Origin of the sequence: Streptomyces sp. NPDC007095, from assembly GCF_040634475.1 — a bacterium.
Classification (GTDB): domain Bacteria; phylum Actinomycetota; class Actinomycetes; order Streptomycetales; family Streptomycetaceae; genus Streptomyces.
Window position 1 is genome coordinate 26,074 of record NZ_JBEYFS010000042.1, and the last position, 21,511, is coordinate 47,584.

Genomic DNA, 21,511 nt, shown 5'->3' on the forward strand with positions numbered 1-21,511 from the left:
GAAAGATATTTTCTGCTGGGGTATGCGGTCAAGGGTGCGCACAATGGGTGCATGGACCCCACCAGCCGTCCCGTCAGCCCCTTGGAGCAGGCGTTGCACGCGGCCCGCGCCCTCGTTCTCGCCGATCTCGTCGCGGGCGAGGTCGCCGAGGCGGATGTCGTCTCGCTCGTCGAGGACTCGGTGGTGCAGCGCCGATGGTGGGTCGAACAGTGGCCGGAGGGCGTCGGCTATGTGGCCGGGCTCGTCGCCCAGGACGTACAGGACGCGTTGCTGGAGCGGTACGGGCGGTGGCCGCTGTGTCCGGTCTGCGGCTCCGGCGACCCGCACGCCCTCGACGTCGAGCCCGAGCTCGGGCCCGACCCGCACTGGGTCTGCCACAAGGCGGGCGTGAAGGTCGCGTCCGTGGGGCGCCTGGGGTCGGCGACCGGCGAGACGCCGTCCTCGTGACCGTCTACATCGACCCGCCCACCTGGCCGGGCCACGGGCGGCTCTGGTCCCACCTGGTCAGCGACGTCTCGTACGACGAACTGCACCTGTTCGCCGCGGACTTGGGCATACCCCCGCGCGCCTTCGAGCGCGATCACTACGACCTTCCCTCCCACCGGTACGCGGACGCCGTGCGTGCCGGGGCGGTGGAGGTCAGCAGCCGCGAGGTGGTGCGGCTGCTGTACGGGGCGGGGCTGCGCCGGCGCAAGTACGCCGGCCGATAGGAGGACCGGCCGGTCCACCCCGGTGGGCGGAGGTCAGTCCGTACGGGCGTACACCCGCAGCGACGGATCCAGCGCGCGCAACTCGTACGCGTACTGCTCCTCGTCCTCGCTCACCCGAGTGAACCCGGCGCGTGCGATGACCCGCTGGGAGGGAGCGTTGGTCCGCTCTATGGCGGCGAAGAGGATGTCGAGTTCGTCGCGGGCGAGGGCCCAGGCGGAGAGGGTGCGCAGGGCCTCGGTCGCATAGCCGTTGCCGCGGGCGTTCTCGGCGAGGTCGTAGCCGACTTCCGCGCGGCCGTCCTCGCCGGGGGCGCCGTGGAAGCCCATCGCGCCGACCGCCCGGCCGTCCTCGCTCCGTACGAGCACGAACATGCCCCACTCCGGGCGGTGCATCCCGCTCTCGTACGCCTTCATGACCATCCCGGCGGCGTCCCGCGTGCCGTCGAAGGGGCCGCCCTCGATCCACTCGAAGCCGCCGGTGCCACCCGCGCGCAGATCGGCGGCGGCCGCCGGGGTGACTCCTTGGAGCGTGAGCCGTTCCGCCTCGATCACCAGGTTGTTGCTCCAGTGCCACTCGGTGAGCGGGGCGCGGCCGGGCAGTTCGCCGCGGCCGGTCGCCCACAGGAGGGTGGGCCACGGGGCGGACCCCGGCCTGACGTGCGGAAAGATCCGGGAGAGTACGTCCGCGCAGAGCTCGGCCGGCGGCTCGTAGGCGATCCCGAGACCCTGCGCGATGTCATGCGTGTGCAGCAGCACCTCGGTGACACCCATCGCGGCGAAGCCCTCGCGGTTCGCGCTGCGGAACGGATACGGGTGGAAGGCGCGCACCTCGCGCGGCGTGGTGCGCACGGCGGCGGCGAGCAGGGCGCCCGTCGTCTCGATCACGTCGACGACGCCCGCGTTGTCGGTGCCGTCGTCCAGGACGATCCCGAAAGGCACGTACGCCGTGGTGGCCCGCCCCGCCAACTGCCCCGCGTACGCGAGGAGATCGTCCGCGACGTGCTCGGCGGTCTTTCGGCAACTCCACTCGAGGCGGCCCGCCCCGACCGCGTCCCAGTCCCGCCCGGCCACCGCCCGCAACAGCGCGACGGCGCCCGCGACGGCTTCCTCCACCTGGTCCCCACCCATGGATCGCATGCGGCTGAGGATAGGCGCGGTCAGACGTCGTTACGTACTGGATTGTTGGTCCTGTCGGCCTTCTCGGCCTTCTTGTTCATGGACACCACCACACGGGAGGCCCGGGTACGGCGCTGGAGCCGCAGCGAGACCGCGGCCACCCCCATGCCCGTCACCGTCATGGCCGCGCCCGCCCAGGCCGTCGCCGCGTAGCCGAGACCCGCGTCGATGACCGTGCCGCCGACCCAGGGGCCCCCGGTGTTGCCGAGGTTGAAGGCGGCCGTGGTGGTGGCACCGGCCAGGGTGGGGGCGGCCCCGGCGACGTTGAAGAGCCGGGCGTTGAGCGCCGGGGCGGTGAAGAAGCAGGTGACGCCGAGAAGGAAGGAGAGAGCCACGGCCGCGATCGCGTACTGCCCGAGGAGTGCGAGCGCCACGAGGACGGTGGTCGAGGCCGCGGTACCGGAGAGGAGCACCCCGAAGAGGTGCGCGTCGGCGACCCGCCCGCCGATCGTCGTACCGATCAGCGCCCCGACCCCGAAGAGCGCGAGCACGCTCGGCACCCAGCCGTCGTCGAGCCCCGCGACATCCGTGAGCAGCGGCGAGAGATAGCTGAACGTGCAGAAGACCCCGCCCGCGGCGAGCATCACGACAGCGACGGTGAGCCGGACCTGCGGGTCACCGTAGATGGTGACTTCCCGCCTGAGCTGCGGCTTCTCGTCGGGGAGCGGGATGGGCGGGATGAGGGTGACGACCCCGGCCAGGGCGATCGCGGAGGCCGCGCCGACGGCCCAGAACGCGGACCGCCAGCCGAGATGCTCGCCGAGGCAGGCACCGGCCGGGACCCCGAGCACGTTCGCGATCGACAGTCCGCCGATCATCACCGCGAGCGCGCGGGCCCGGGACGTCACCGGGACCATCGCGATCGCCACCGCCGCGCCCACCGCCCAGAAGCCCGCACAGGCGAGGGCGCTGACGATCCTGGAGGCGAAGAGCACGGCGTACGTCGGCGCGAGCGCGCCGGCGATCTGGCCGAACCCGAAGACGGCGATGAGCGAGACGAGGGTGGTACGGCGGGGGAGGCGGAGGGTGGCCACGGCGAGCAGCGGCGCTCCGACGACCATGCCTATGGCGAACGCCGATATGAGCAGACCCGCCTGCGGAATCGTGACACCCATGTCGTCCGCTATCGGCGGCAGGAGCCCCGAGAGCATGAACTCGCTGGTCCCGAGGGCGAAGACGGAGAGGGCGAGGATGTAGACGGCGAGGGGCATGCGGGGGCCGGACGGCGGACTGGAGCGGGTCACTTGGCGGCCTTCCGGGGTGGGTTGGGTGAGTCCGGGGTGGCTTCGGTGAGGTGGGCGAGCTCGCGCCGGATGTTCTCCCGGGCCCGCTCCTCCCACTCCTGTGTTCCGTACGGAGTTCTGAACAGCCTCGGCAGGTCGAGGAGTTGACGCAGTGCGGCAGCCCGGCCCGCCCGGAACGCCTCGTCCGGGACGAAGGCGTACTCCTCGCGGACGGCGGCGGTGTAGGCGGCGTAGGTGTCCGGGGGCGAGGCGAGGATCGCCAGGTCGGCGTCGCAGAGGACCTGGCCGTTGCGGTCGTCGTCGCTCGGGGCGTGGGTGACGGTGAGCCGGACGAGACGCCCGACCTCGGCCGTCTTCTTCTCCCTCACCCCGGCCTCGGGGAGGGCGCGTTCGGCGAGGCGGGCGGAGCGTTCCTCGTTCTCGGAGCGGTCGGGGAGGTAGACGGCGTCGTGGAACCAGGCGGCGAGGCGGACGAGGGCGGGGTCGTCCGCGTGCTCCTCCAGCACGTCGATGTGGTCGAGGACCGCGGTGAGGTGCGCGACCGTGTGGTAGCGGCGCTGTGGCTCCTGCCAGCGGATGAGGAGGTTGTCCGCGTACGGGGCCGGGTCGGGGCCACCGGGGGAGCGGGCACCGTCGAGGGCATGGGACCAGCGGGTGCGCAGCGCGTCGAGGTCGGGCATGCGTCGATTCTCCCGCTTGCGTTCCATGACTCCTAGCGCGGAGGGCAGCCTTCCCTCGCCCCCGCCGCCCCCCTGCCCGTCCCATCCCCGGGGGCTCCGCCCCCGGACCCCCTCATCGGCCTGAACGGCCTCGTCCTCAAACGCCGGACGGGCTGGAGGATGCGGACCCGGGGCTTTCAGGGGCGCGGGGAACTGCGCGATCAGCCCCCGCCGTCCCGCAGCCAAAGCGCACCCCCCCCGGGCGGGACATCGGGGCGGAGCCCCGTCCTGGGGGGCGTGGGGAACTGCGCGATCAGCCCCCGCCCGCCCGCAGGCGAACGAATCCGGGGGGACGGGGATTCGGGGCGGAGCCCCGATGGTGTGCCCCGGTAAAGGGCGAGGCCTTCTCGCGGTGGCCGGTGGGCGCGGCGTAGGCTGGGATTGGACTAGACCTGTAGCCGCCCCGGAGGAAGAGGTCCCATGAGCGAGCGCAAGCGTGCAGTTCTGGAGGTGATCGCCCTCGGCGTGGAGGACGCGGTCGCCGCCCAGGCCGGAGGCGCCGACCGGCTGGAGTTGGTCACCGACATGGCCGCCGACGGGCTCACCCCGGCGGTGGAGACCTTCGCCGGGATCCGCGCCGCCGTCGACATCTCGCTGCGCGTGATGCTGAGGCGGGCGGACGGCTTCGCGGCGGGCGGCGCCGAGGGCGTCGACGCGCTCGTACGTCTCGCGGGGGAGATGCGGGCCGCCGGAGCGGACGAGTTCGTGCTCGGGTTCCTCGACGAGCACGGCGGCCCCGACCTGTCCGCCGTGGAGCGGATCGTCGCCGAACTGGGCGGCTGCCCGTGGACGTTCCACCGTGCGATCGACCGCGCCGCCGACCGCGACTCCCTGCGCAAGCAGCTCGCGGACCTGCCGGGCCTGGACGCGTACCTCACGGCGGGTTCCCCGGACGGCGTGGACGACGGGTTCCCGACCCTCCTCGCCGAGGCCACCCGCCGCACCGAACCCGGTTACGAGCCCCGGATCATGGTGGGCGGCGGGCTGCGTCTCGATCACGTTCCTCGGCTGAGGGCCGCGGGGATCGACGCCTTCCACATCGGCGGGGCCGCTCGGCCCGGAGGGTGGAGCGGCCCGGTGGCGGTGGCGGCCGTACGGGAGTGGCGGCAGGCCCTGGACGCGTAGCGGCGCCCGCGGCGGTAGGCCCTGGACGCGTAGCGGCGCCCGCGGCGGCATGAACAACCCGGCCGCATGCGTGCGGCGCCGCCGCCGACGGGCCCGCCCGGCTGGGCCAGGTCCTACCCCAGTTGCTGCGGCAGTGGAGCCGCGTGGGTGACGGTCAGGCCCGAGACCGCTCGGGTCAGGGCCACGTACAGGCGGCGCAGGCCGGTCCGCTCGTCCGGTTCGCCGTCGACCACGGCCTGCGGTTCGTCCAGGACCACGTAGTCGTACTCCAGGCCCTTGGCGAGGGAGGCGGGGACGAGGGTGAGACGGGTCTGTGCCGTCGTCTCCTCGCCGGGGCCCAGGTACGTCAGGCCCGCCGCCGTCAGCGCCTCGGTCAGCGCCGGGATCCGGGCGTCGGCGGCGATGAGGCCGATCGAGCCCTCGTTGCGCAGCAACTCCTCGCAGGCGCCGATGACCTGCTCGTCTGCGGTCGTCGGCCGCACCTCGAAGAAACCGGGGTTCTCACGGACCGACGCCACCGGGGTCAGGCCCGGCGCGATGTGCGGCAGCAGTCGGGAGGCGTAGGTGATGACGTCGGTGGGGACGCGGAAACCGGCGGTCAGCTCCTCGATCACCGCTTCCCCCTTGCCGAGGTGGGCGAGCGCCTCGTCCCAACTCCGCGTCGCCCAGGGGGTCGTGCCCTGTGCGAGATCGCCGAGCACGGTCGCCGAACCCGTCGTGCAGCGCCGCCCCACCGCCCGGTACTGCATCGGCGACAGATCCTGCGCCTCGTCGAGCACGACATGGCCGAGGGAGTGGGTGCGCTGGACGAGATCGGTGGCCTCGTCGATCAGCACGGCGTCGGCGGGGGACCACTTGGCCGACTTCACCGACCGCACCGGCTTCGGCCAGAGGATCTCCTTCTGCTCGTCCTCGTCGAGGAGCCCCTCCGCGTGGACGGCGAGGAAGTCGGCGTCGGTGAGCAGCCGCAGGACCAGTTTGGCGGGGTCGACCGGCGGCCAGATCGCCTTGACGGCCGCCTTCACCGCGGTGTTGCGGGCCACGGCGTCCTGCACCCGGTCGTCCGGTGCCTCGCCCGAGCGCTCCATCTGGACCAGCACGGCGTGCGCGATCCGCTGCGGAAGGGCCTCGCGGGCGGCGCCGTAGCGGATGTCGCGGTCCAGCAACTCCCCGACGATCGTCTCGAGTTCGTACGCCGGGACGCGCCAGCGCCGCGAGCCGCGCACGACCACCACGCCCTCGGTCGGGAGCGTCACATGCGAGCGGACGGCCCGGCGCAGCACCTCGGCCATCCGGGCGTCGCCCTTGACGACGGCGGCGGGCGCGTCGTCCGTCCCGCGTACCTCCACATGCGCGACGAGGTCGTCGACCGTCGCCTGCTTGACCTCGAGCTCGCCCAGCGCGGGCAGCACCTGCTCGATGTAGTGCAGGAAGGACTTGTTCGGCCCGATGACCAGGGTGCCGGTGCGGGCGAGGCGCTCCCGGTGGGCGTAGAGGAGGTAGGCGACGCGGTGCAGGCCGACGGCCGTCTTCCCGGTGCCGGGGCCGCCCTGCACACACACGGAGCCCGCGAGACCCGACCGTACGATCTCGTCCTGCTCCGGCTGGATGGTCGCCACGATGTCGCGCATCGGGCCGACGCGCGGGCGCTCGATCTCCTGCTGGAGCAGCTTGCTGGTCGCCGCGGCCTCGGAGGGGTCGGACAGGTGCTCGTCCTCGTACGCCGTGAGGTCGCCGCCGGTGTACCCGAAGCGGCGGCGCAGCCCGACGTCCATCGGGTCCTTCTTCGAGGCCCGGTAGAACGGCTGCGACACCGGAGCACGCCAGTCGATGACCATCGGGTCGCCATCGGCGTCGTGCACATGCCGGCGCCCGATGTAGAAACGCCCGCCCGTCTCCCGCCGCCGCCCTTGCAAGGAATGCGCTTCGCGCTTTGCTGATTCCTCCGCGCCCTCCGCCTTGTCGGCGCCGGGTGCGTGCAGATAGTCGAGGCGGCCGAAGAACAGCGGGGTGTGGCTGAGGTCGGCGAGGGACTTGATCCGCTCGTCGATCTGGCGGGCGAGGATCTGGGCGTTCACCCAGTTCGCGGCGACGTCGCTGATGTCGAGGTTCTCCACGTCCTCGCGCATCGCGCGCAGTGCCGCGCGGGACTCGCCGAGGTGGGCGCGCTCGCGGGAGAGGGGGTCCTGGGCGGGTGGGGTGGACAACGTGGTGCCTCCGGAAGACCTGCTGCGTGTGAGTGGGTACGGCGGTCGAGCCGTTGGATGCCGTCCGGTTTCCGTCCGGGCAGCGGCACTCCGTCGAGGGAGGCGGGCAAGAGCGGAGATTCTAGGTCAGGGGAGGAGGTCCGGGCCAACTCTTTTTCGCGGATGGCTCGCGGCATCGTTCGCGGCATCGTTCGCGGTGTCATACGCGGCATCAGGGATGCGACCCCCATATCCCTAGGGGTCGCCGTCCGTCGTGAGGCGTACACGCAGAGGCCCGCAGGTGTACGAGGGGCCCGCCGAGGTTCGGTCCATAGGCCGACGCCATCAGAGGTCACGGATTCCATGATGGATACATGAGCGCAGCAACCTTCACCCCAGGCCCTTCCCGACGCGGTCCCGCCGCTCGTGGCGCGACCGCCTTCTCCCCCGTTCACCACCACCACCGTGTCGGCGACGCCCTGCGCGCCGTCAAGGTCTTCGTGGGCGCGGCGTTCGGCGTGGTGCTCCTCGGTGAGTACGAGGAGGAGGCGGGCGTACGACGCCGGTGAGCCGTTCGCCGGGGTGAACCGTCCCGGCACTAGGGTCACTCCGTGTTTCATCGGAACGTGACCGATCGCTCACCCGACGAAGTCCCCCCGTTCTCCGTCCCCCGTTTCTCCGCCTCCCCCCGTTCCCCCGCCTCCCTTTTTCCCGTCCTTCTGCTTACGACGTCCCTCGCCGCGTTCGTCGCTCTGTGTCTCCTCCGGCGCACCCCGATGGCCGACGCGCTCGTCTACCGGGCCGAGGGTGCGGCCGTCGTCCACGGCACGGATCTCTACGGGTTCACCGTCACCGAGTGGCATCTGCCCGCCACGTACCCGCCCTTCGCGGCGCTCGTCTTCGTCCCGCTGGCCTGGCTCCCGCCGGCCGTCCTCAAGGCGGCCTGCGTCGCCGGGAACGTGGCTCTGCTGGCCGTACTGGTCCGGCTCTCCTGCCGTCTCGCGGGCCTGCCGACACGGCTGCCCGCGCTCTGCGCCGCCACCGCGCTCGCCCTGTGGCTCGAACCCGTCTTCCAGACCGTGCTCTTCGGCCAGATCAACCTCGCCGTCGCCTGCCTCATCCTCTGGGACCTGACCCGGCCGCCCGGCGCCCCGGGCAAGGGCATCGCCCTGGGCATCGCGGCCGGGGTGAAACTGACCCCGGCCGTCTTCGTGGCGTATCTGCTGCTCAGGGGCCGGCGACGGGAGGCGGCGACCGCCCTGGCGGCCTTCGCCGGGACCGTACTGCTGGGCGCGCTCGTCCTTCCCGCCGCGAGCGTCGACTTCTGGACCCGGCGGCTCTACGAGACCGGCCGCGTCGGCAAGGTGTGGATCGTCGACAACCAGTCGCTCCAGGGGCTGATCGCCCGCGCGCTGGGGGACCCGGCACCGGGTCCGCTGTGGGCCGTGCCCGCGCTGGCCGTCGCGGCGGCGGGACTCTGGCTGGCCCGCCGCGCGCGCACCGACCGCCAGGGCGTTCTCGTCACCGCCCTCACGGCCCTGCTGATCTCGCCCATCAGCTGGTCGCACCACTGGGTGTGGTGCGTCCCGCTGATCGCCGTGCTGTACGCCGGACACGGCCCGCGCCCGGCCGCCGCCACCGCCGCGGTGTTCGCGGCCCGCACCCTCTGGCTGGTCCCGCACCAGGGTGATCTGGACCTCCGTCTACCCTGGTGGCAGCAGCCGTTCGCCTCGCCGTACCCCCTGCTGGGGTTGGTACTGCTGGCTCAGTTGTCGGCCAGGAGTTCGTCGGCGTCGACGATCCGGTAGGCGTACCCCTGCTCCGCCAGGAACCGCTGCCGATGCGCGGCGAAGTCCTGGTCGATGGTGTCGCGGGCGACGACGGAGTAGAAGTGCGCCTGGTGACCGTCGGCCTTCGGGCGCAGCACGCGGCCAAGGCGCTGGGCCTCCTCCTGGCGCGAGCCGAAGGTGCCCGACACCTGGATGGCGACGGTCGCCTCCGGCAGGTCGATGGAGAAGTTGGCGACCTTCGACACGACGAGCACGCTGATCTCGCCCTCCCGGAAGGCGTCGAACAGCTTCTCCCGCTGCGCGTTGCTGGTCTCGCCCTTGATGACGGGCGCGTTCAAGTGCTCGCCCAGCTCGTCGAGTTGGTCGATGTACTGGCCGATCACGAGGATCTGCTGCCCCGCGAACTTACGTACCAGCGCCTCGGTCACCTTCCGCTTGGTCGCGGTCGTCGCGCAGAAGCGGTACTTCTCCTCGGTCTCGGCGGTCGCGTACGCGAGCCGCTCGGAGTCGGTGAGGTTGACGCGGACCTCGACACAGTCGGCGGGCGCGATGTACCCCTGCGCCTCGATCTCCTTCCAGGGCGCGTCGAACCGCTTGGGCCCGATGAGCGAGAAGACGTCCGACTCGCGCCCGTCCTCGCGGACCAGGGTCGCGGTCAGGCCCAGCCGCCGCCGCGCCTGGAGATCGGCCGTGAACTTGAAGACGGGCGCGGGCAGCAGGTGCACCTCGTCGTAGACGATGAGTCCCCAGTCCCGGGAGTCGAAGAGCTCCAGGTGGGGATAGACGCCCTTCCGCTTGGTCGTCAGCACCTGGTAGGTGGCGATGGTGACCGGGCGGATCTCCTTCCTCGTCCCGCTGTACTCGCCGATCTCGTCCTCGGTCAGCGAGGTCCGCTTCACCAGCTCGTGCTTCCACTGCCGGGCGGAGACGGTGTTGGTGACGAGGATGAGGGTGGTGGCCTTGGCCTGCGCCATGGACCCGGCGCCGACGAGCGTCTTCCCTGCTCCACAGGGCAGGACGACAACGCCCGACCCGCCGTGCCAGAAGTTCTCCACGGCCTGCTTCTGGTACGGCCGCAACGCCCAGCCGTCCTCGGCGAGCTCGATCGGGTGCGCCTCCCCGTCGACGTATCCGGCGAGGTCCTCGGCCGGCCAGCCCAGCCTCAGCAGGGTCTGCTTGATCTGCCCGCGCTCGGAGGGGTGCACGGCCACGGTGTCCGGGTCGATCCGGTTGCCGACGAGCGGGATGATCCGCTTCGACCGCAGGATCTCCTCCAGGACGGGCCGGTCGGTGGTGGTCAGGACCAGCCCGTGGGCCGGGTGCTTGCTGAGGGTGAGACGTCCGTAGCGGTCCATCGTCTCGGCGATGTCGACGAGCAGGGCGTGCGGTACGGGGTAGCGGCTGAACTCGACGAGCGCGTCGACGACCTGCTCGGCGTCGTGGCCCGCGGCGCGCGCGTTCCACAGGCCGAGCGGTGTCACCCGGTAGGTGTGGATGTGCTCGGGCGCCCGCTCCAGCTCCGCGAACGGCGCGATGGCCCGACGGCAGGCGTCGGCCTGCTCGTGGTCGACTTCCAGGAGCAGGGTCTTGTCGCTCTGGACGATGAGGGGTCCGTTCACACCCGTCCCTTTCTGCGTGCCGTCACCCCGCGCGGATGACCGGCCAAACGTCCAGTGTGCCTCAAGGGGCGGTGATCACGGCTGGTCGTCGGCGAGCTCGGCGACCCCCGTCACGCGGTGCAACGGATAGGTGCGGACCTCGTCCGCGGTGTGGTCGTACGCCGTCACGAAGCCGCCCTCCACCCGGATGGGGGCGATCACGCGCTGGCTGGCGGCGCCCTCGGCGTTCACGTATCCGATCCACACCGCCTCGCCGGTCATGACGGCGGCCTGCATGGTGGCGAGGGTCTCGGCGGAGCTGGTGCGCGGCAGCTCGCCGTTGTCCGGCGCCTGTGCCTGCGTGTCCTTGCGCGGGGTCGTGGAGGCCAGGTCACCGGCGCGGATGGCGCGGACCGCGGCACCGAGGAGCGTGGCGTCGGGCACCGGCGGGCCCTCCGGGACCGGCACGGGGGCGGAGCGCGGCGGGGTGCGGTGGGCGTGGGCGCGGGTGATCAGCACATCACCCTCGGCGGACTCCGCGGCGGGCGCGAAGCCCATGGAGCGCAGGCCCTCCAGCAGGGCCGCCGGGTCGGCCTGGGCGGCGAGCACGGTGGGCGCGAGGCGGCGCAGCCGCAGTCCCTGCGAGCGCTTGTCGGCGAGGATCTCGCTCAGCAGTGCGTCGTCGTCGCAGCGGACGTACGCCGAGGCCGCCCCGATCCGCAGATGGCCGTGCCTGCGTGCCACGTCGTCGATCAGATAGGCGAGCGGCTGCGGGACGGGCGTGCGGGAGTGGGCCGCGAGGAACGCGTGCAGGTCCGAGGCCGACCGGCCCGCGTCCAGGGCCCGCCGTACCGACCCCGGGGTGAAGCGGTAGACCGTTGCCCCGCCCTTCGACTCGACGTCCGCGAGCACGCCGAGCGTGTCGGCGAGGGGACGCTCCAGCGGGCCGGGGGCGACGGCGGTCAGGTCCGCCTGGAGGAGGACGTGGTCCAGGGGCTCGGGCAGCAGCGGGGCGAGGAGCCGGGCGGCGTGGGCGGCGGCAGCGGCCTGCTCGGCGGGGGAGTGCGGGGTTTCGGAGAGGGAGGCATCGACGGCGGGGCGGTGGTGCTTGTGGGCGGGGAGCTTGTCGCCGGGACCGGACGGGACGCGCGCCGCGGTCTCCCGCACGCTCGCCGCCGGCAGCCCCAGCAGCGCCCGCCCCTGCGCCGAGAGGGCGCCCCGGCCGGTGACTCCCAGCAGCTCCGACTCGGACAGCGTCCACCGGGTGAGCCGGGCCCGCAGATCATCGGCCGTGCTCCGGTCCCCGCGCAGCGGACGCTCCCACTGGAGGTGGGCGAGGACCGACTCCGGGGTGGGGGCGGCGCCCTCGGGCAGGGTGGCGAGGAGGGTCAGGACGCGGTGGCGGACCTCGGGGGCCGCCGAGCGGTCGAGGCCGGGGCCCAGCGCCGACAACGTACGCTCCTTCGTGTCCCGCCCGCCGATCAGGCCCGCCGTACGGGTCGCGGCCAGCCATGCCGAGGCGAGCATGGCCCACCGTTCGGCGGCGGGCCTCTCCAGCCACTCGTCATAGGCGGGAGTGGCCGCGTACCGCTCGTCGGCCTCCCCGTCCGAGGCCAGCAGCCCCGCCGCGTAGGCGAGCTCGACCCAGAACGCCGCGACCGGCTCCGCGACGTCCAGCGCCACCGCCGTCCGCTTCAGGTCCCGGACGCTGAGCCCGCCGGCGCGCAGTACGGCGGGCCCGCCCTCGTGCCAGTCCTTCAGCAGCTCCTCGACGGTGGCGAGCGCCGTGTACGCCTGGCCCGCCGCCGCACTGTCCACAACCTGTGGACGGTGCGTCCGCGCGGCCTCGACCGCCGGGGCCACCGGTTCCGTCGCCCGGTGCGCGCGGCCCGCCCGCAGATGCAGGGCGACCTCCCGGGGCAGTACGACCGTGCCGGGCGCCGTCGGCAGCAGCAGCCCGCGGTCGATCAGCCAGCGCAGATGGCGTGCCGGGTCGGCGGTCACCTGGCCGTACGGCGGCCCCCACACCAGCCGGGACAGCACGTCCACCGCCTCGGCGGGGGCGGTGTCGAGGAGCGCCGACATCCGCGCCCGGTCGGTGAACAGTCCGGTGAGCGAGGCGACGGCGGAGACGGAGTCGTGGGTGGTCGGCAGCCCGGCCTCGGCCACGATCTCCTGAATACGTCCAGGGGACATCCCTGCCGTGGCCTCGGCGACGGTCGGTCCAAGGCCCGTGGGGGACGGGTGCTGGGGGGACGGCGCGAGCAGCTCGCGCGCCGTCCGTACGAGGCGCAGGCGGTCGTCGGGGCCCCACACCAGGGCCTGCTCGCGCAGCGTCCCCACAGCGCGCGGGAACGCCGCCGTGACCGCCGGGTCGTTGTCGTCGCCCGCCAGCAGCGCGAGCAGTTCGTCGTACGTCGCCGGGTCCGACGCGACGGCGAGGGCCTCCGCGGCCTGGAGCGCGAACCGGTCCAGGCGCTCCAGGGCGCGGACCACCGAGGCGCGGGTGCCGGCGCGGGTGGCGAGCTGGGTGAGGTCCGTGGGGACGGGGGTGATGAGGTCGGGGCGGGTGCGGAGGAGGGCCGACAGGGAAGCGTCGTCCCGGGCGCGGAGGGCTTCCGCGAGGGAGCGCGGAGCGGTGCCCTGCGGGGCGCGGTCCGGCGTGGGGTGCTCCTCTGTGCTCATCCGTTCAACGGTAGTGGTTTCTCGCCCCCGCCGCCCCTACCCTCCCCCAAGCTCTCGGCTTCGCTCGAGCAGGGGGACCCCCATCATCCCCGGGGCTACGCCCCGGACCCCGGGTGTGTTGTCCGGCTGACGGCCGGTGGGGGTCGGCCGCGCAGTTCCCCGCACCCCTGAAGGGGCGCTGGGCGCGTCTTCGGCCCGTCCGGGATGGGGTGGGCAGGGGCGGCGGGGGCGGAGAACTCGGGGTGTACGCGGTACCGTCGTGGCCGCGGGGTTTACAACGTGCGCGCCCCGGAGGGGACTTCGTGGGGATTGAGAGCGACCAGCTCGTATTCGACTATCTGAGCCGCGTCGGAGACCTGGCCCAGCAGCGCCAGCTGCCCTCGGCCACCCGCATGCGACTCGTCTCGGAGCTGCGCAACGAGATCGACCGACGCCGGGCGAAGGCCCCCGTCGACAGCCCGTCCGCCGTCCGCCGCATCCTCTCCCGCCTCGGCACCCCGGACGACATCGTCGCCGCCGCCCGCGAAGGCGCCCCCGAGGCCGGTACGGACACCTGGGCCGCCGTCCCCACCCAGCGCGCCGGCGAGGACGGCGACCGCCCCAAGGGTCTGCGCCGAGTCGTCCCGAGGCCGCGCCCGGCGGAACCGAAACCCACGCCCCGCCCCACCGAGGCCGACGACGCCCCCTCCCCGCCGCACCTCGCGAGCACGCACGAACTGGGCGACAGCTCCGCGGATCCGGACTGGTGGCGCAAGGACACCAGCCCGTTCGGGCTGGGGGACAGCGTGCCGGGATTCGTCGGGGGCGTGGAGATCCCCGAACTGCTCAAGCCGCCACCGAGGCACGAGGACGGAGACGAGGACGAATCCGGCACCGTGGAGGAAGCGGGGTCGAAGCCGGCCAAGTCCTCCAAGTCCTCCAAGTCCTCCAAGGCGCCCAAGGCCGAGGAGGCCGCCGCCGTCGAAGAGGCCGACGTCGCCGTCGCGCCCCGTCGCCGGCTCCCCCGCCCCGGCAACTGGAGCAACCCCCTCCTTCTGCTCGCCGCCGTCCTCCTCGTCGTCGGCGCCGCCCTCGGCAACTGGTTCGCCCTCGGCCTCGGCTGGCTCATCGCCTGGGCCTCCCGCCGGCTGAGCCCCGTCGAGTCGAAGTGGGCCGTGCTCGGCATGCCGGGGCTGGCCGTGACGGCGGGCGTCGTCTGGCTGTGGGGCCGTACGGACGGCCGCTGGGGCGACCCCATCGTCAAGGGGCACATGAACGAGGCGGTCGCGCAGACCTGGCCGTGGGTGGTCAGGGGCGCGGCCGTGGCCTCGGCGCTGTACCTGGTGTGGCGCTCACAGCGACGCCGCTGACCCGCGCGACCGACCGCCACCGGCCACCACATGGGCACGTGGGCACGTGGGCACAATGGTCCATATGCCTATCGCATCGACGACCCCCCGGACTCCTCGCCTGCTGACCGTCGGCTTCGACCTCGACATGACCCTGATCGACTCCCGCCCAGGCATCCACGCCTGCTACCGGGCACTTTCGGAGCGCACGGGGACGTACATCGACTGCGACCTGGCCGTCACGCGGCTCGGACCGCCGCTGGCGGAGGAGCTGGTCAACTGGTTCCCGTCGGACCAGGTGCCCGCGATCGCCGACCTCTACCGCGAGATGTACCCCGTGCACGCCATCACCGGCACACTCGCGATGCCCGGTGCCCGCGAGGCCGTCGCGGCGGTCCGCGCGGCGGGCGGGCGCGCGGTCGTCGTCACCGCGAAGTGGGAGCCCAACGCCAAGCTGCACCTGGACCACCTGGGCATCGACGCCGACGCGGTCGTCGGCAACCTGTGGGCCGAGCAGAAGGCGCAGGCGCTGCGGGAGCACGGCGCGCGTGTGTACGTCGGCGACCACACCGGCGACGTCCGCGGCGCGCGCACCGCGGACGCGTACTCCGTCGCGGTCGCCACCGGCCCGTGCGACGCGGCGGAGCTGCGCGCGGCGGGCGCGGATGTCGTGCTGGCCGACCTGACGGAGTTCCCGGCGTGGTTGAGCGACTACCGCGGGGACTACCGGGAGGCCGTACGGGCCTGAATCGCGCGGGCCTGACGGCGCCCCGCGGCGACGGACCGGAGCACCCCCGCCGCGGCGATCAGGAACCCGACGCCCATGAGCATGCTCAAGCCGAACATGTACGCAGGAAAAGGCGTCGTATGGAGGAGTAGCGGGGCCACGGTGACGAGTGTGGCCACGGCTCCGACGAAGAACACGATGGCACCGGCACGGATCAGCCGGTCACCGGGCTCGGCGGAATTCGGTTGGGTTTTGTCACGCACCGGACCAGGGTAGTTCCCAGCGCGAAGGAACAATCCGGCGACGTCTTGTCACCGGCCCCGGGACCATTAGCCTTGGTACCGGCGGGTCCGACGACCCGCTGTAGTGCTATCCGGGGCAGTTTCCGACCGTTGCCCGTGCAACGGTTCCGAGTGTGCGCCCGTGCAGTTTTCAGAGCAGTTTCCGACGAGTACGAGGACGAGGACAGACGTGCCTACCGGCAAGGTCAAGTGGTTCAACAGCGAGAAGGGCTTCGGCTTTCTCTCCCGCGACGACGGCGGCGACGTCTTCGTTCATTCCTCGGTCCTGCCCGCCGGAGTAGATGTGCTCAAGCCCGGCCAGCGCGTGGAGTTCGGCGTTGTCGCCGGCCAGCGCGGTGACCAGGCGCTTTCGGTGACCATCCTGGACCCGACCCCCTCCGTCGCGGCCGCCCAGCGCCGTAAGCCGGACGAACTGGCCTCCATCGTGCAGGATCTGACGACCCTTCTCGAAAACATCACGCCGATGCTGGAGAAGGGCCGCTACCCCGACAAGGCCTCCGGCAAGAAGATCGCGGGCCTCCTGCGAGCGGTCGCCGACCAACTCGACGTATAGCCCTCGGGCGGGCGGACGGACGGACGGAAGCGCCGGAAGCGCAGGCGGGCCGAGGGGCGTGATCAGTCCCTCGGCCCCGTCCGTGCCGTCGGCCGGGGATCAGGGGAACGACAGGGCGTCGGGTCCGAGTGCCGGGACCAGTCCTTCGGCGGCGGCGCGGGTGAGCAGGCCCCGGATCGCGGCGTAGCCGTCTTCTCCGAGGTCGGCGGTGAACTCGTTGACGTACAGGCCGATGTGCTGGTCGGCGACGGCCGGGTCCATCTCCTGGGCGTGTTCGAGGACGTAGGCGCGTGAGGCCTCCGGGTCGTCCCAGGCGGCGCGGACCGAGGCACGGGCGGCGTCGGCGAGGCCCTTCAGACGCTCCTCGCCCAGCGCACGCTTGGCGATGATCGCGCCGAGGGGGATGGGCAGTCCGGTCGTGCGCTCCCAGTGCTCGCCCATGTCGGCGAGCTTGTGCAGCCCGTAGTTCTGGTAGGTGAAACGGGCCTCGTGGATGACGAGTCCGGCGTCGACCTTCCCGTCCCGTACCGCCGGCATGATCTCGTGGAAGGGCATGACGACGATCTCGCCGACCCCGCCGGGAACGGTGTCCGCGGCCCAGAGGCGGAAGAGCAGGTAGGCGGTCGACCGCTCGCTCGGCACGGCGACCGTGCGCCCGGTCAGGTCCGCGTCCGGCTCACGGGTGAGGACCAGCGGCCCGCACCCCCGGCCCAGCGCGCCCCCGCACGGCAGCAGCGCGTACTCGTCGAGGACGTACGGAAGGACGGCGTACGACACCTTCAGCACGTCGAATTCGCCGCGCTCGGCCATGCCGTTGGTGATGTCGATGTCCGCGAAGGTCACGTCGAGCGCGGGCGCGCCCGGGACGCGGCCGTGGGCCCAGGCGTCGAAGACGAAGGTGTCGTTCGGGCAGGGCGAGTACGCGATCTGCAGCGTCTTCTCAGGGCTGGTGGTCTGGGTCATGTGGGTTCCAACTCTCCAGGACGGGCGCGAGCTTCCCGAACGCCTCGGTGAGGGCCGCGAGAGCCTCGGCGACGCGCCAGGCGGCGCGGTCGCGCGGGCCGACGGGGTTGGAGACCGCGCGCATCTCCAGCACGGGCACACCGTGCGCGGCGGCCGCCTCGGCCACCCCGAAGCCCTCCATGGCCTCGGCGAGGGCGCGCGGGTGGCGGGCCCGCAGCTCGGCGGCGCGCTCGGCGCTGCCCGTCACGGTGGACACGGTCAGTACGGTTCCGGCGCGTCCACCCGTGGCCGACACGACTTCTCGTACGAGTGATTGCGGCGGACGGTGGCTGACGGTGCCGAAGCCGAGCTCGGTGACCGGCAGGAACCCGTCCGCGGTCTCGGCGCCCAGGTCCGCCACGGTGATCTCGTCGGCGACGACGAGGGATCCCACCGGGGCCTGAGGCTGAAAACCGCCCCCGATACCGGTGGAGACGACGAGGTCGTAGGGGGAGCCGTCCAGGGCGGCCGCGGTGAGCACGCCCGCGGTGGACGACGCGGCCGGAGCAGGCCCCACCCCGGCGGCCAGCAGATCGAGGGTCACGCGGGCGTCCGTGCTGTCGCGGGAGGCCGGGGACAGCCGCTCCAGGGTCGCCCCGGGCAGCCGCAGCGAACGGCCGGTGGCAGTGAACGCCCCGGCCACCGCGTCCCTCTCCACGGGAACGGCGGTGGCCACCAGCACCTTCAGCCCAGCGGCAGCGATCAGGCGTCCTTCTTGAACTTGAAGGTCCACAGTCCGGTCACCGTCTTGTCACCCTCCTTGATGGAGACGCGCGTGGAGTTGCCGCTCGCGCCGTACTGCGCGTTGAAGAACACGCTGCCCGGGATCGTGCGGTACGTCTTCTTGCTGGAGTCGGTCAGCGGCTGACCGTTCATCAGGATCGTCCAGCCGTTGTCGGCGATCTTCGGGTCCACACCGAACCGGACGGTCTCGTCGGGGTCGACCTTGATGGACTTGATGTCCGAGCTCGTGAGGCACTTGGCCAGGTCCGCGGCCTTCACCTCCTTGCCGTCGTTGTAGCAGTCGGTCTCGGAGCTCACGGAGTTCTTGCCGACCGTGATGGTGGCCAGCGGCGTCGGCTTGTCACAGGCGGACAGGACGAGAAGTCCGGCGGAAACGGCGCCGAGAGCGGCAACGGCGCGACGGCGATGTCCATTGGCGGCTCTGCCGCGGGGCAGGGAGGTCATGGCCGAAGGCTATCGGGCACCTCCACCGCTCTCCCCACGTGGGGTACGGCGTGCCGCCGTCAGGCCACGCGTGGCCGCGCCGGGCCCCCGCGCCGCGCCGCGCCGAGCAGCCCCCGCACGGTGGTCAGCCATCCGACGGCGACGATCGCGGCGGCCACGGACAGGCCGAGCGTGCCGTTGAGGGGCAGCACGATGCCGATCGCGCCGCCGAACACCCAGGCCACCTGCAACAGCGTCTCCGAGCGTGCGAACGCCGACGTACGGACGAGTTCCGGCACGTCCCGCTGGATCAGCGCGTCCAGGGAGAGCTTGGCGAGCGCCTGCGAGAACCCCGCGACCGCCGTCAGACAGGCCACCAGGAAGGCCCCGAAGAATATGGCGGCGGTGATCGCGGCCCCCAGCACACACGCGACGACCGTCACGATGATGATCTCCGGGGCGCGCGATTTCAGCCAGGCCCCGACCGCCGTGCCGAGCGCGTTGCCCGCGCCCGCCGAGACGCCCACTATCCCGAGCGAGACGGCCGCGCTCTCGCCGGTGAGCGGGTGCTCGCGGAGCAGGAAGGCGAGGAAGAAGATCAGGAAGCCGGAGAGACAGCGCAGGGCGGCGTTGGCGCCGAGGGCGTGGGTGACGGCCGTACCGACGGTGCGCAGTCCCGGCCGCCGCAGCTTGTCCTTGATGAGGTGCGGTCCGTGCAGATGCTCCTCGTCCGCGACCAGCAGCGCCCGGTCCTCGCCCTTGGCGGAGTCGACCTTGGGCGGCAGCGTGAACGAAAGGAAGGTGCCCGCGATGAAGATGACGAAGGCGCCGTAGAGCGGATAGCGCGGTCCGAGGGCCTGCAACCCCGCCCCGATCGGCGCGGCGACACCGGTGGCCAGGAGCCCGCCCAGGGTGACCCGGGAGTTCGCCTCCACCAGGGAGAACCGGGGTGGCAGCAGCCGTGGCACCACGGCGCTTCGTACGACCCCGTACGACCTGGACGCGACCAGCACGCCCAGCGCGGCGGGATACAGCTCCAGGCTGCCGGTCACGACCGCGCCCGACAGCAGCAGCGCGAGCATGGCCCGCGCGAACATCGCGCCCGCCATCGCGGCCCGGCGGCCGTGCGGCAGACGGTCCAGAAGCGGGCCGATCACCGGGGCGAGGACGGTGAAGGGTGCCATGGTGATGGCGAGGTAGAGGGCGACGCGCCCGCGCGCCTCGTCGGTGGGCACCGAGAAGAAGACGGTGGAGGCGAGCGCGACGGTGATCATGACATCGCCGGCGCCGTTCACCGCGTGCAGCTCGATCAGTTTCCCGAGCCCGGATTCGCCCGCCCCGTGCGCGTGCGTCGCCTTGCGGATCCCGCGCGCCGTTCCGGTCACCGGGAAGTGCAGGGCACGCCCCACCGCGCGGACGGAACCGGTCATCCGGCCCGATCCGCCATTTCTGGTGCCCCCCTTGGCAGCGCCGACACCGGCGGCTCCTTGGGGCGACCTCGCGGCTGCCACTCCGCAATAGTGCCCCGAGAAGTGCGTACGTAGTGCGGTTACGGCGCGTATGGCGGCCGAGTGGGCCGGTGACGGGCCGCACGCGGGTCGCGTGTCGGGGTGCCGAACCGGACCGGGGCGGGGGCGAGGAGCGTTTTCCGGCCGACCGCGACGGTTGTGCGAGGTTCTTTTCGATCCGTACGAGAGGGGGTTTGGGGTGGGAAAACACAGCCTCGGAGCGGTCCGGAAACCCGGCGCGGAGTGCGGAAGAGCCCCGCCGGTGTGGGCCCAGGGCTCAGGAGAAGGTAGCGTGCGTAGCGCGCCTGCGGCGGTTGTTCTCGGCCGCGCGCCTCTCGGTCATCCCGCAGAATGGATGACGTAGGTGCGCCCGAGTGCGATCGGGCGTGGACGTCGACGCGGCCCACCGGTCCGCTCCGTCCGCACTCCCGCCGAGGAATGGCGCACCCGTGAGACGGCGTAGGAGAGAAGCGATACCTGTGAGCGCAGCGACAACGCGAAGCCGCACCCCCGACCGCCTGTGCGCCGAGGCCGTCGACCTCGCGCGCACCGCCGCCGAGGAGGCCGCCGCCCCCGGCGTCGTCGGCGAGCATGTGGGACTGGTCTCCGAGGGGGACCGCGTTGTCACGCACTACTTCGAGTGCAAGGAATTCGGGTACCGCGGCTGGCGCTGGGCCGTGACCGTCGCCCGTGCCTCCCGCGCGAAGGTCGTCACCCTCGACGAGACGGTGCTGCTGCCCGGCCCCGACTCCCTGCTCGCCCCCGAGTGGGTGCCGTGGAGCGAGCGGCTGCGCCCCGGGGACATGGGTCCCGGCGACCTGCTGCCCACCGATGCCGAGGATCTCCGTCTTGAGCCCGGTTTCTCCGGGGAGGACGAGCCCGCGCCGAACTCCGCGGTCTCCGAGGACATGGCGGAGCTGGTCGAGGCGGAGGACGCCGAGGTCACCGCCGGCACGCCCGCGCACCTGCCGGTCGCCCCGCGCCGCGGCTCGATCGCGGCCGTCGCGGAGGAACTCGGCCTGCGCCGGGCCCGTGTCCTCTCCCGGTACGGCCTGCATGTCGCGGCCGACCGCTGGGAGGAGTCGTACGGCTCCAAGACGGCGATGGCCCAGGCCGCCCCCGCGTCCTGCGTCAGCTGCGGCTTCCTGAACCCCATCGGGGGCTCGCTCGGGCAGGCGTTCGGTGTCTGCGCGAACGAGTTCTCTCCGGCGGACGGGCGTGTCGTCTCCCTCTCGTACGGCTGTGGCGGTCACTCCGAGGCCGCGGTCATGCCCAAACCTCCCCGCCCGGCCCCTCCGGTCATCGACGAGACCCAGGTCGACCCCTTCCCCCTCCGGCCCTCCCCGGACTCCGGTTCGGTCTCCCTCACTCCCGACGAAACCACAGCGGAACTGGGCCACTCGTAAGTTCCCTCGCCCCCGCCGCCCCTGCCCGTCCCCTCCCCAGGGGCTCCGCCCCTTCGACCCCGCATCGGCCTGAAAGGCCTCGTGCCCAAACGCCGGAAGGGCCGAAGATGCGCGCAGCGCCTCCTAGGGGTGCGGGGAACTGCGCGACCAGCCCCCACCGGCCCGCAGGCAAGGGGGATCTGTGGGTGGGTGGGGATCCGGGGCGTAGCCCAGGTTCAGGGGGTCCCGGCAGCCCGCGGCCGGGCGGATCCGGGCAGGCCGGAATCCGGGGCCCCGGCCGCGGTG

At 72.6% G+C, this 21,511-nt stretch carries 20 protein-coding genes; 9 read left to right on the forward strand and 11 right to left on the reverse strand.

Translation table 11 applies throughout. From position 1 onward, the window contains the following. Positions 1 to 51: 51 nt before the first annotated feature. Both ABZ656_RS16845 and ABZ656_RS16850 read left to right on the forward strand, forming a co-directional pair. Positions 52 to 447, forward strand: coding sequence for a hypothetical protein (locus ABZ656_RS16845; protein WP_101404359.1), 396 nt, complete (start codon positions 52 to 54; stop codon positions 445 to 447). Next, positions 444 to 710, forward strand: coding sequence for a DUF4031 domain-containing protein (locus ABZ656_RS16850; RefSeq protein WP_101404360.1), 267 nt, complete (start codon positions 444 to 446; stop codon positions 708 to 710). The genes ABZ656_RS16845 and ABZ656_RS16850 overlap by 4 nt, the downstream gene beginning before the upstream one ends. Positions 711 to 743: 33 nt before the next feature. Here ABZ656_RS16850 and ABZ656_RS16855 read toward each other — a convergent pair whose 3' ends face one another. The 3 genes from ABZ656_RS16855 to ABZ656_RS16865 are packed head-to-tail and all read right to left on the reverse strand — an operon-like array spanning position 744 to position 3,810. Beyond that, a complete protein-coding gene (locus ABZ656_RS16855) occupies positions 744 to 1,847 on the reverse strand; it encodes a GNAT family N-acetyltransferase (protein ID WP_360268685.1) in 1,104 nt (367 codons plus the stop codon). 20 nt (positions 1,848 to 1,867) lie between these two features. Continuing rightward, a complete protein-coding gene (locus tag ABZ656_RS16860) occupies positions 1,868 to 3,097 on the reverse strand; it encodes a Cmx/CmrA family chloramphenicol efflux MFS transporter (RefSeq protein ID WP_360268731.1) in 1,230 nt (409 codons plus the stop codon). Between the two features lie 29 nt (positions 3,098 to 3,126). After that, positions 3,127 to 3,810: a hypothetical protein gene (locus ABZ656_RS16865; RefSeq protein ID WP_360268688.1), complete on the reverse strand. Its 684-nt coding sequence runs from the start codon at positions 3,808 to 3,810 to the stop codon at positions 3,127 to 3,129. Between the two features lie 459 nt (positions 3,811 to 4,269). Between ABZ656_RS16865 and ABZ656_RS16870 the strand changes: the two genes are divergently transcribed. Next, positions 4,270 to 4,974 (forward strand): copper homeostasis protein CutC, encoded by a 705-nt coding sequence (locus tag ABZ656_RS16870; protein ID WP_101404362.1) that lies wholly within the window; start codon positions 4,270 to 4,272, stop codon positions 4,972 to 4,974. Positions 4,975 to 5,087: 113 nt separating this feature from the next. On the opposite strand, the gene ABZ656_RS16875 is transcribed toward ABZ656_RS16870, so the two are convergent. Continuing rightward, positions 5,088 to 7,181, reverse strand: a complete 2,094-nt coding sequence (locus ABZ656_RS16875) for an ATP-binding domain-containing protein (RefSeq protein WP_101404363.1) — start codon at positions 7,179 to 7,181, stop codon at positions 5,088 to 5,090. 353 nt (positions 7,182 to 7,534) lie between these two features. Between ABZ656_RS16875 and ABZ656_RS16880 the strand changes: the two genes are divergently transcribed. After that, positions 7,535 to 7,729 carry a hypothetical protein gene (locus tag ABZ656_RS16880; RefSeq protein ID WP_101404364.1) on the forward strand — a complete coding sequence of 65 codons (195 nt, stop codon included), beginning with the start codon at positions 7,535 to 7,537 and terminating at the stop codon, positions 7,727 to 7,729. A gap of 207 nt (positions 7,730 to 7,936) precedes the next feature. Further along, positions 7,937 to 8,968: a glycosyltransferase 87 family protein gene (locus ABZ656_RS16885; RefSeq protein ID WP_101408010.1), complete on the forward strand. Its 1,032-nt coding sequence runs from the start codon at positions 7,937 to 7,939 to the stop codon at positions 8,966 to 8,968. Here ABZ656_RS16885 and ABZ656_RS16890 read toward each other — a convergent pair. After that, positions 8,926 to 10,569, reverse strand: a complete 1,644-nt coding sequence (locus ABZ656_RS16890) for a DNA repair helicase XPB (RefSeq protein WP_101404365.1) — start codon at positions 10,567 to 10,569, stop codon at positions 8,926 to 8,928. The two genes, ABZ656_RS16885 and ABZ656_RS16890, sit on opposite strands and share 43 nt — an antisense overlap. A gap of 75 nt (positions 10,570 to 10,644) precedes the next feature. Then, positions 10,645 to 13,233 (reverse strand): helicase C-terminal domain-containing protein, encoded by a 2,589-nt coding sequence (locus tag ABZ656_RS16895; protein WP_360268693.1) that lies wholly within the window; start codon positions 13,231 to 13,233, stop codon positions 10,645 to 10,647. A 302-nt stretch (positions 13,234 to 13,535) separates the two neighbouring features. On the opposite strand from ABZ656_RS16895, the gene ABZ656_RS16900 reads away from it, so the two are divergent. Both ABZ656_RS16900 and ABZ656_RS16905 read left to right on the forward strand, forming a co-directional pair. Further along, entirely contained in the window at positions 13,536 to 14,582 is a 1,047-nt protein-coding gene (locus ABZ656_RS16900; protein WP_360268696.1) for a hypothetical protein, read from the forward strand. Positions 14,583 to 14,637: 55 nt separating this feature from the next. Beyond that, positions 14,638 to 15,309, forward strand: a complete 672-nt coding sequence (locus tag ABZ656_RS16905; protein WP_180362444.1) for a haloacid dehalogenase-like hydrolase — start codon at positions 14,638 to 14,640, stop codon at positions 15,307 to 15,309. Here ABZ656_RS16905 and ABZ656_RS16910 read toward each other — a convergent pair. Further along, on the reverse strand, positions 15,285 to 15,551 hold the full coding sequence (locus ABZ656_RS16910) for a hypothetical protein (protein ID WP_101404368.1): 267 nt from the start codon (positions 15,549 to 15,551) through the stop codon (positions 15,285 to 15,287). The genes ABZ656_RS16905 and ABZ656_RS16910 overlap by 25 nt on opposite strands. A gap of 208 nt (positions 15,552 to 15,759) precedes the next feature. Here ABZ656_RS16910 and ABZ656_RS16915 point away from each other — a divergent pair, with 208 nt between their 5' ends. Then, positions 15,760 to 16,143 (forward strand): cold-shock protein, encoded by a 384-nt coding sequence (locus ABZ656_RS16915; RefSeq protein WP_067371847.1) that lies wholly within the window; start codon positions 15,760 to 15,762, stop codon positions 16,141 to 16,143. Positions 16,144 to 16,242: 99 nt separating this feature from the next. On the opposite strand, the gene ABZ656_RS16920 is transcribed toward ABZ656_RS16915, so the two are convergent. The 4 genes from ABZ656_RS16920 to ABZ656_RS16935 are packed head-to-tail and all read right to left on the reverse strand — an operon-like array spanning position 16,243 to position 19,823. Next, the gene (locus ABZ656_RS16920) at positions 16,243 to 17,106 is read right to left on the reverse strand and encodes a 1,4-dihydroxy-6-naphthoate synthase (RefSeq protein ID WP_217567486.1); all 864 of its coding nucleotides are present in this window, start codon (positions 17,104 to 17,106) and stop codon (positions 16,243 to 16,245) included. After that, a complete protein-coding gene (locus tag ABZ656_RS16925) occupies positions 17,084 to 17,821 on the reverse strand; it encodes a futalosine hydrolase (protein WP_360268701.1) in 738 nt (245 codons plus the stop codon). The genes ABZ656_RS16920 and ABZ656_RS16925 overlap by 23 nt, the downstream gene beginning before the upstream one ends. A 26-nt stretch (positions 17,822 to 17,847) precedes the next feature. Further along, positions 17,848 to 18,333 carry a DUF2771 domain-containing protein gene (locus ABZ656_RS16930; protein WP_101404370.1) on the reverse strand — a complete coding sequence of 162 codons (486 nt, stop codon included), beginning with the start codon at positions 18,331 to 18,333 and terminating at the stop codon, positions 17,848 to 17,850. Positions 18,334 to 18,392: 59 nt separating this feature from the next. Further along, the gene (locus ABZ656_RS16935) at positions 18,393 to 19,823 is read right to left on the reverse strand and encodes an MFS transporter (protein ID WP_180362445.1); all 1,431 of its coding nucleotides are present in this window, start codon (positions 19,821 to 19,823) and stop codon (positions 18,393 to 18,395) included. A 476-nt stretch (positions 19,824 to 20,299) separates the two neighbouring features. Here ABZ656_RS16935 and ABZ656_RS16940 point away from each other — a divergent pair, with 476 nt between their 5' ends. Beyond that, positions 20,300 to 21,226 carry a DUF3027 domain-containing protein gene (locus ABZ656_RS16940; protein ID WP_360268705.1) on the forward strand — a complete coding sequence of 309 codons (927 nt, stop codon included), beginning with the start codon at positions 20,300 to 20,302 and terminating at the stop codon, positions 21,224 to 21,226. The last annotated feature ends 285 nt before the right edge of the window (positions 21,227 to 21,511 follow it).

Bases quoted from the DNA above. Each gene is read 5' to 3' on its own strand.
- ABZ656_RS16845 (WP_101404359.1), top strand. From the start codon at position 52: ATGGACCCCACCAGCCGTCCCGTCAGCCCCTTGGAGCAGGCGTTGCAC.
- ABZ656_RS16855 (WP_360268685.1), bottom strand. From the start codon at position 1,847: ATGCGATCCATGGGTGGGGACCAGGTGGAGGAAGCCGTCGCGGGCGCC.
- ABZ656_RS16860 (WP_360268731.1), bottom strand. From the start codon at position 3,097: ATGCCCCTCGCCGTCTACATCCTCGCCCTCTCCGTCTTCGCCCTCGGG.
- ABZ656_RS16865 (WP_360268688.1), bottom strand. From the start codon at position 3,810: ATGCCCGACCTCGACGCGCTGCGCACCCGCTGGTCCCATGCCCTCGAC.
- ABZ656_RS16870 (WP_101404362.1), top strand. From the start codon at position 4,270: ATGAGCGAGCGCAAGCGTGCAGTTCTGGAGGTGATCGCCCTCGGCGTG.
- ABZ656_RS16880 (WP_101404364.1), top strand. From the start codon at position 7,535: ATGAGCGCAGCAACCTTCACCCCAGGCCCTTCCCGACGCGGTCCCGCC.
- ABZ656_RS16885 (WP_101408010.1), top strand. From the start codon at position 7,937: ATGGCCGACGCGCTCGTCTACCGGGCCGAGGGTGCGGCCGTCGTCCAC.
- ABZ656_RS16895 (WP_360268693.1), bottom strand. From the start codon at position 13,233: ATGAGCACAGAGGAGCACCCCACGCCGGACCGCGCCCCGCAGGGCACC.
- ABZ656_RS16905 (WP_180362444.1), top strand. From the start codon at position 14,638: ATGGTCCATATGCCTATCGCATCGACGACCCCCCGGACTCCTCGCCTG.
- ABZ656_RS16920 (WP_217567486.1), bottom strand. From the start codon at position 17,106: ATGACCCAGACCACCAGCCCTGAGAAGACGCTGCAGATCGCGTACTCG.
- ABZ656_RS16930 (WP_101404370.1), bottom strand. From the start codon at position 18,333: ATGACCTCCCTGCCCCGCGGCAGAGCCGCCAATGGACATCGCCGTCGC.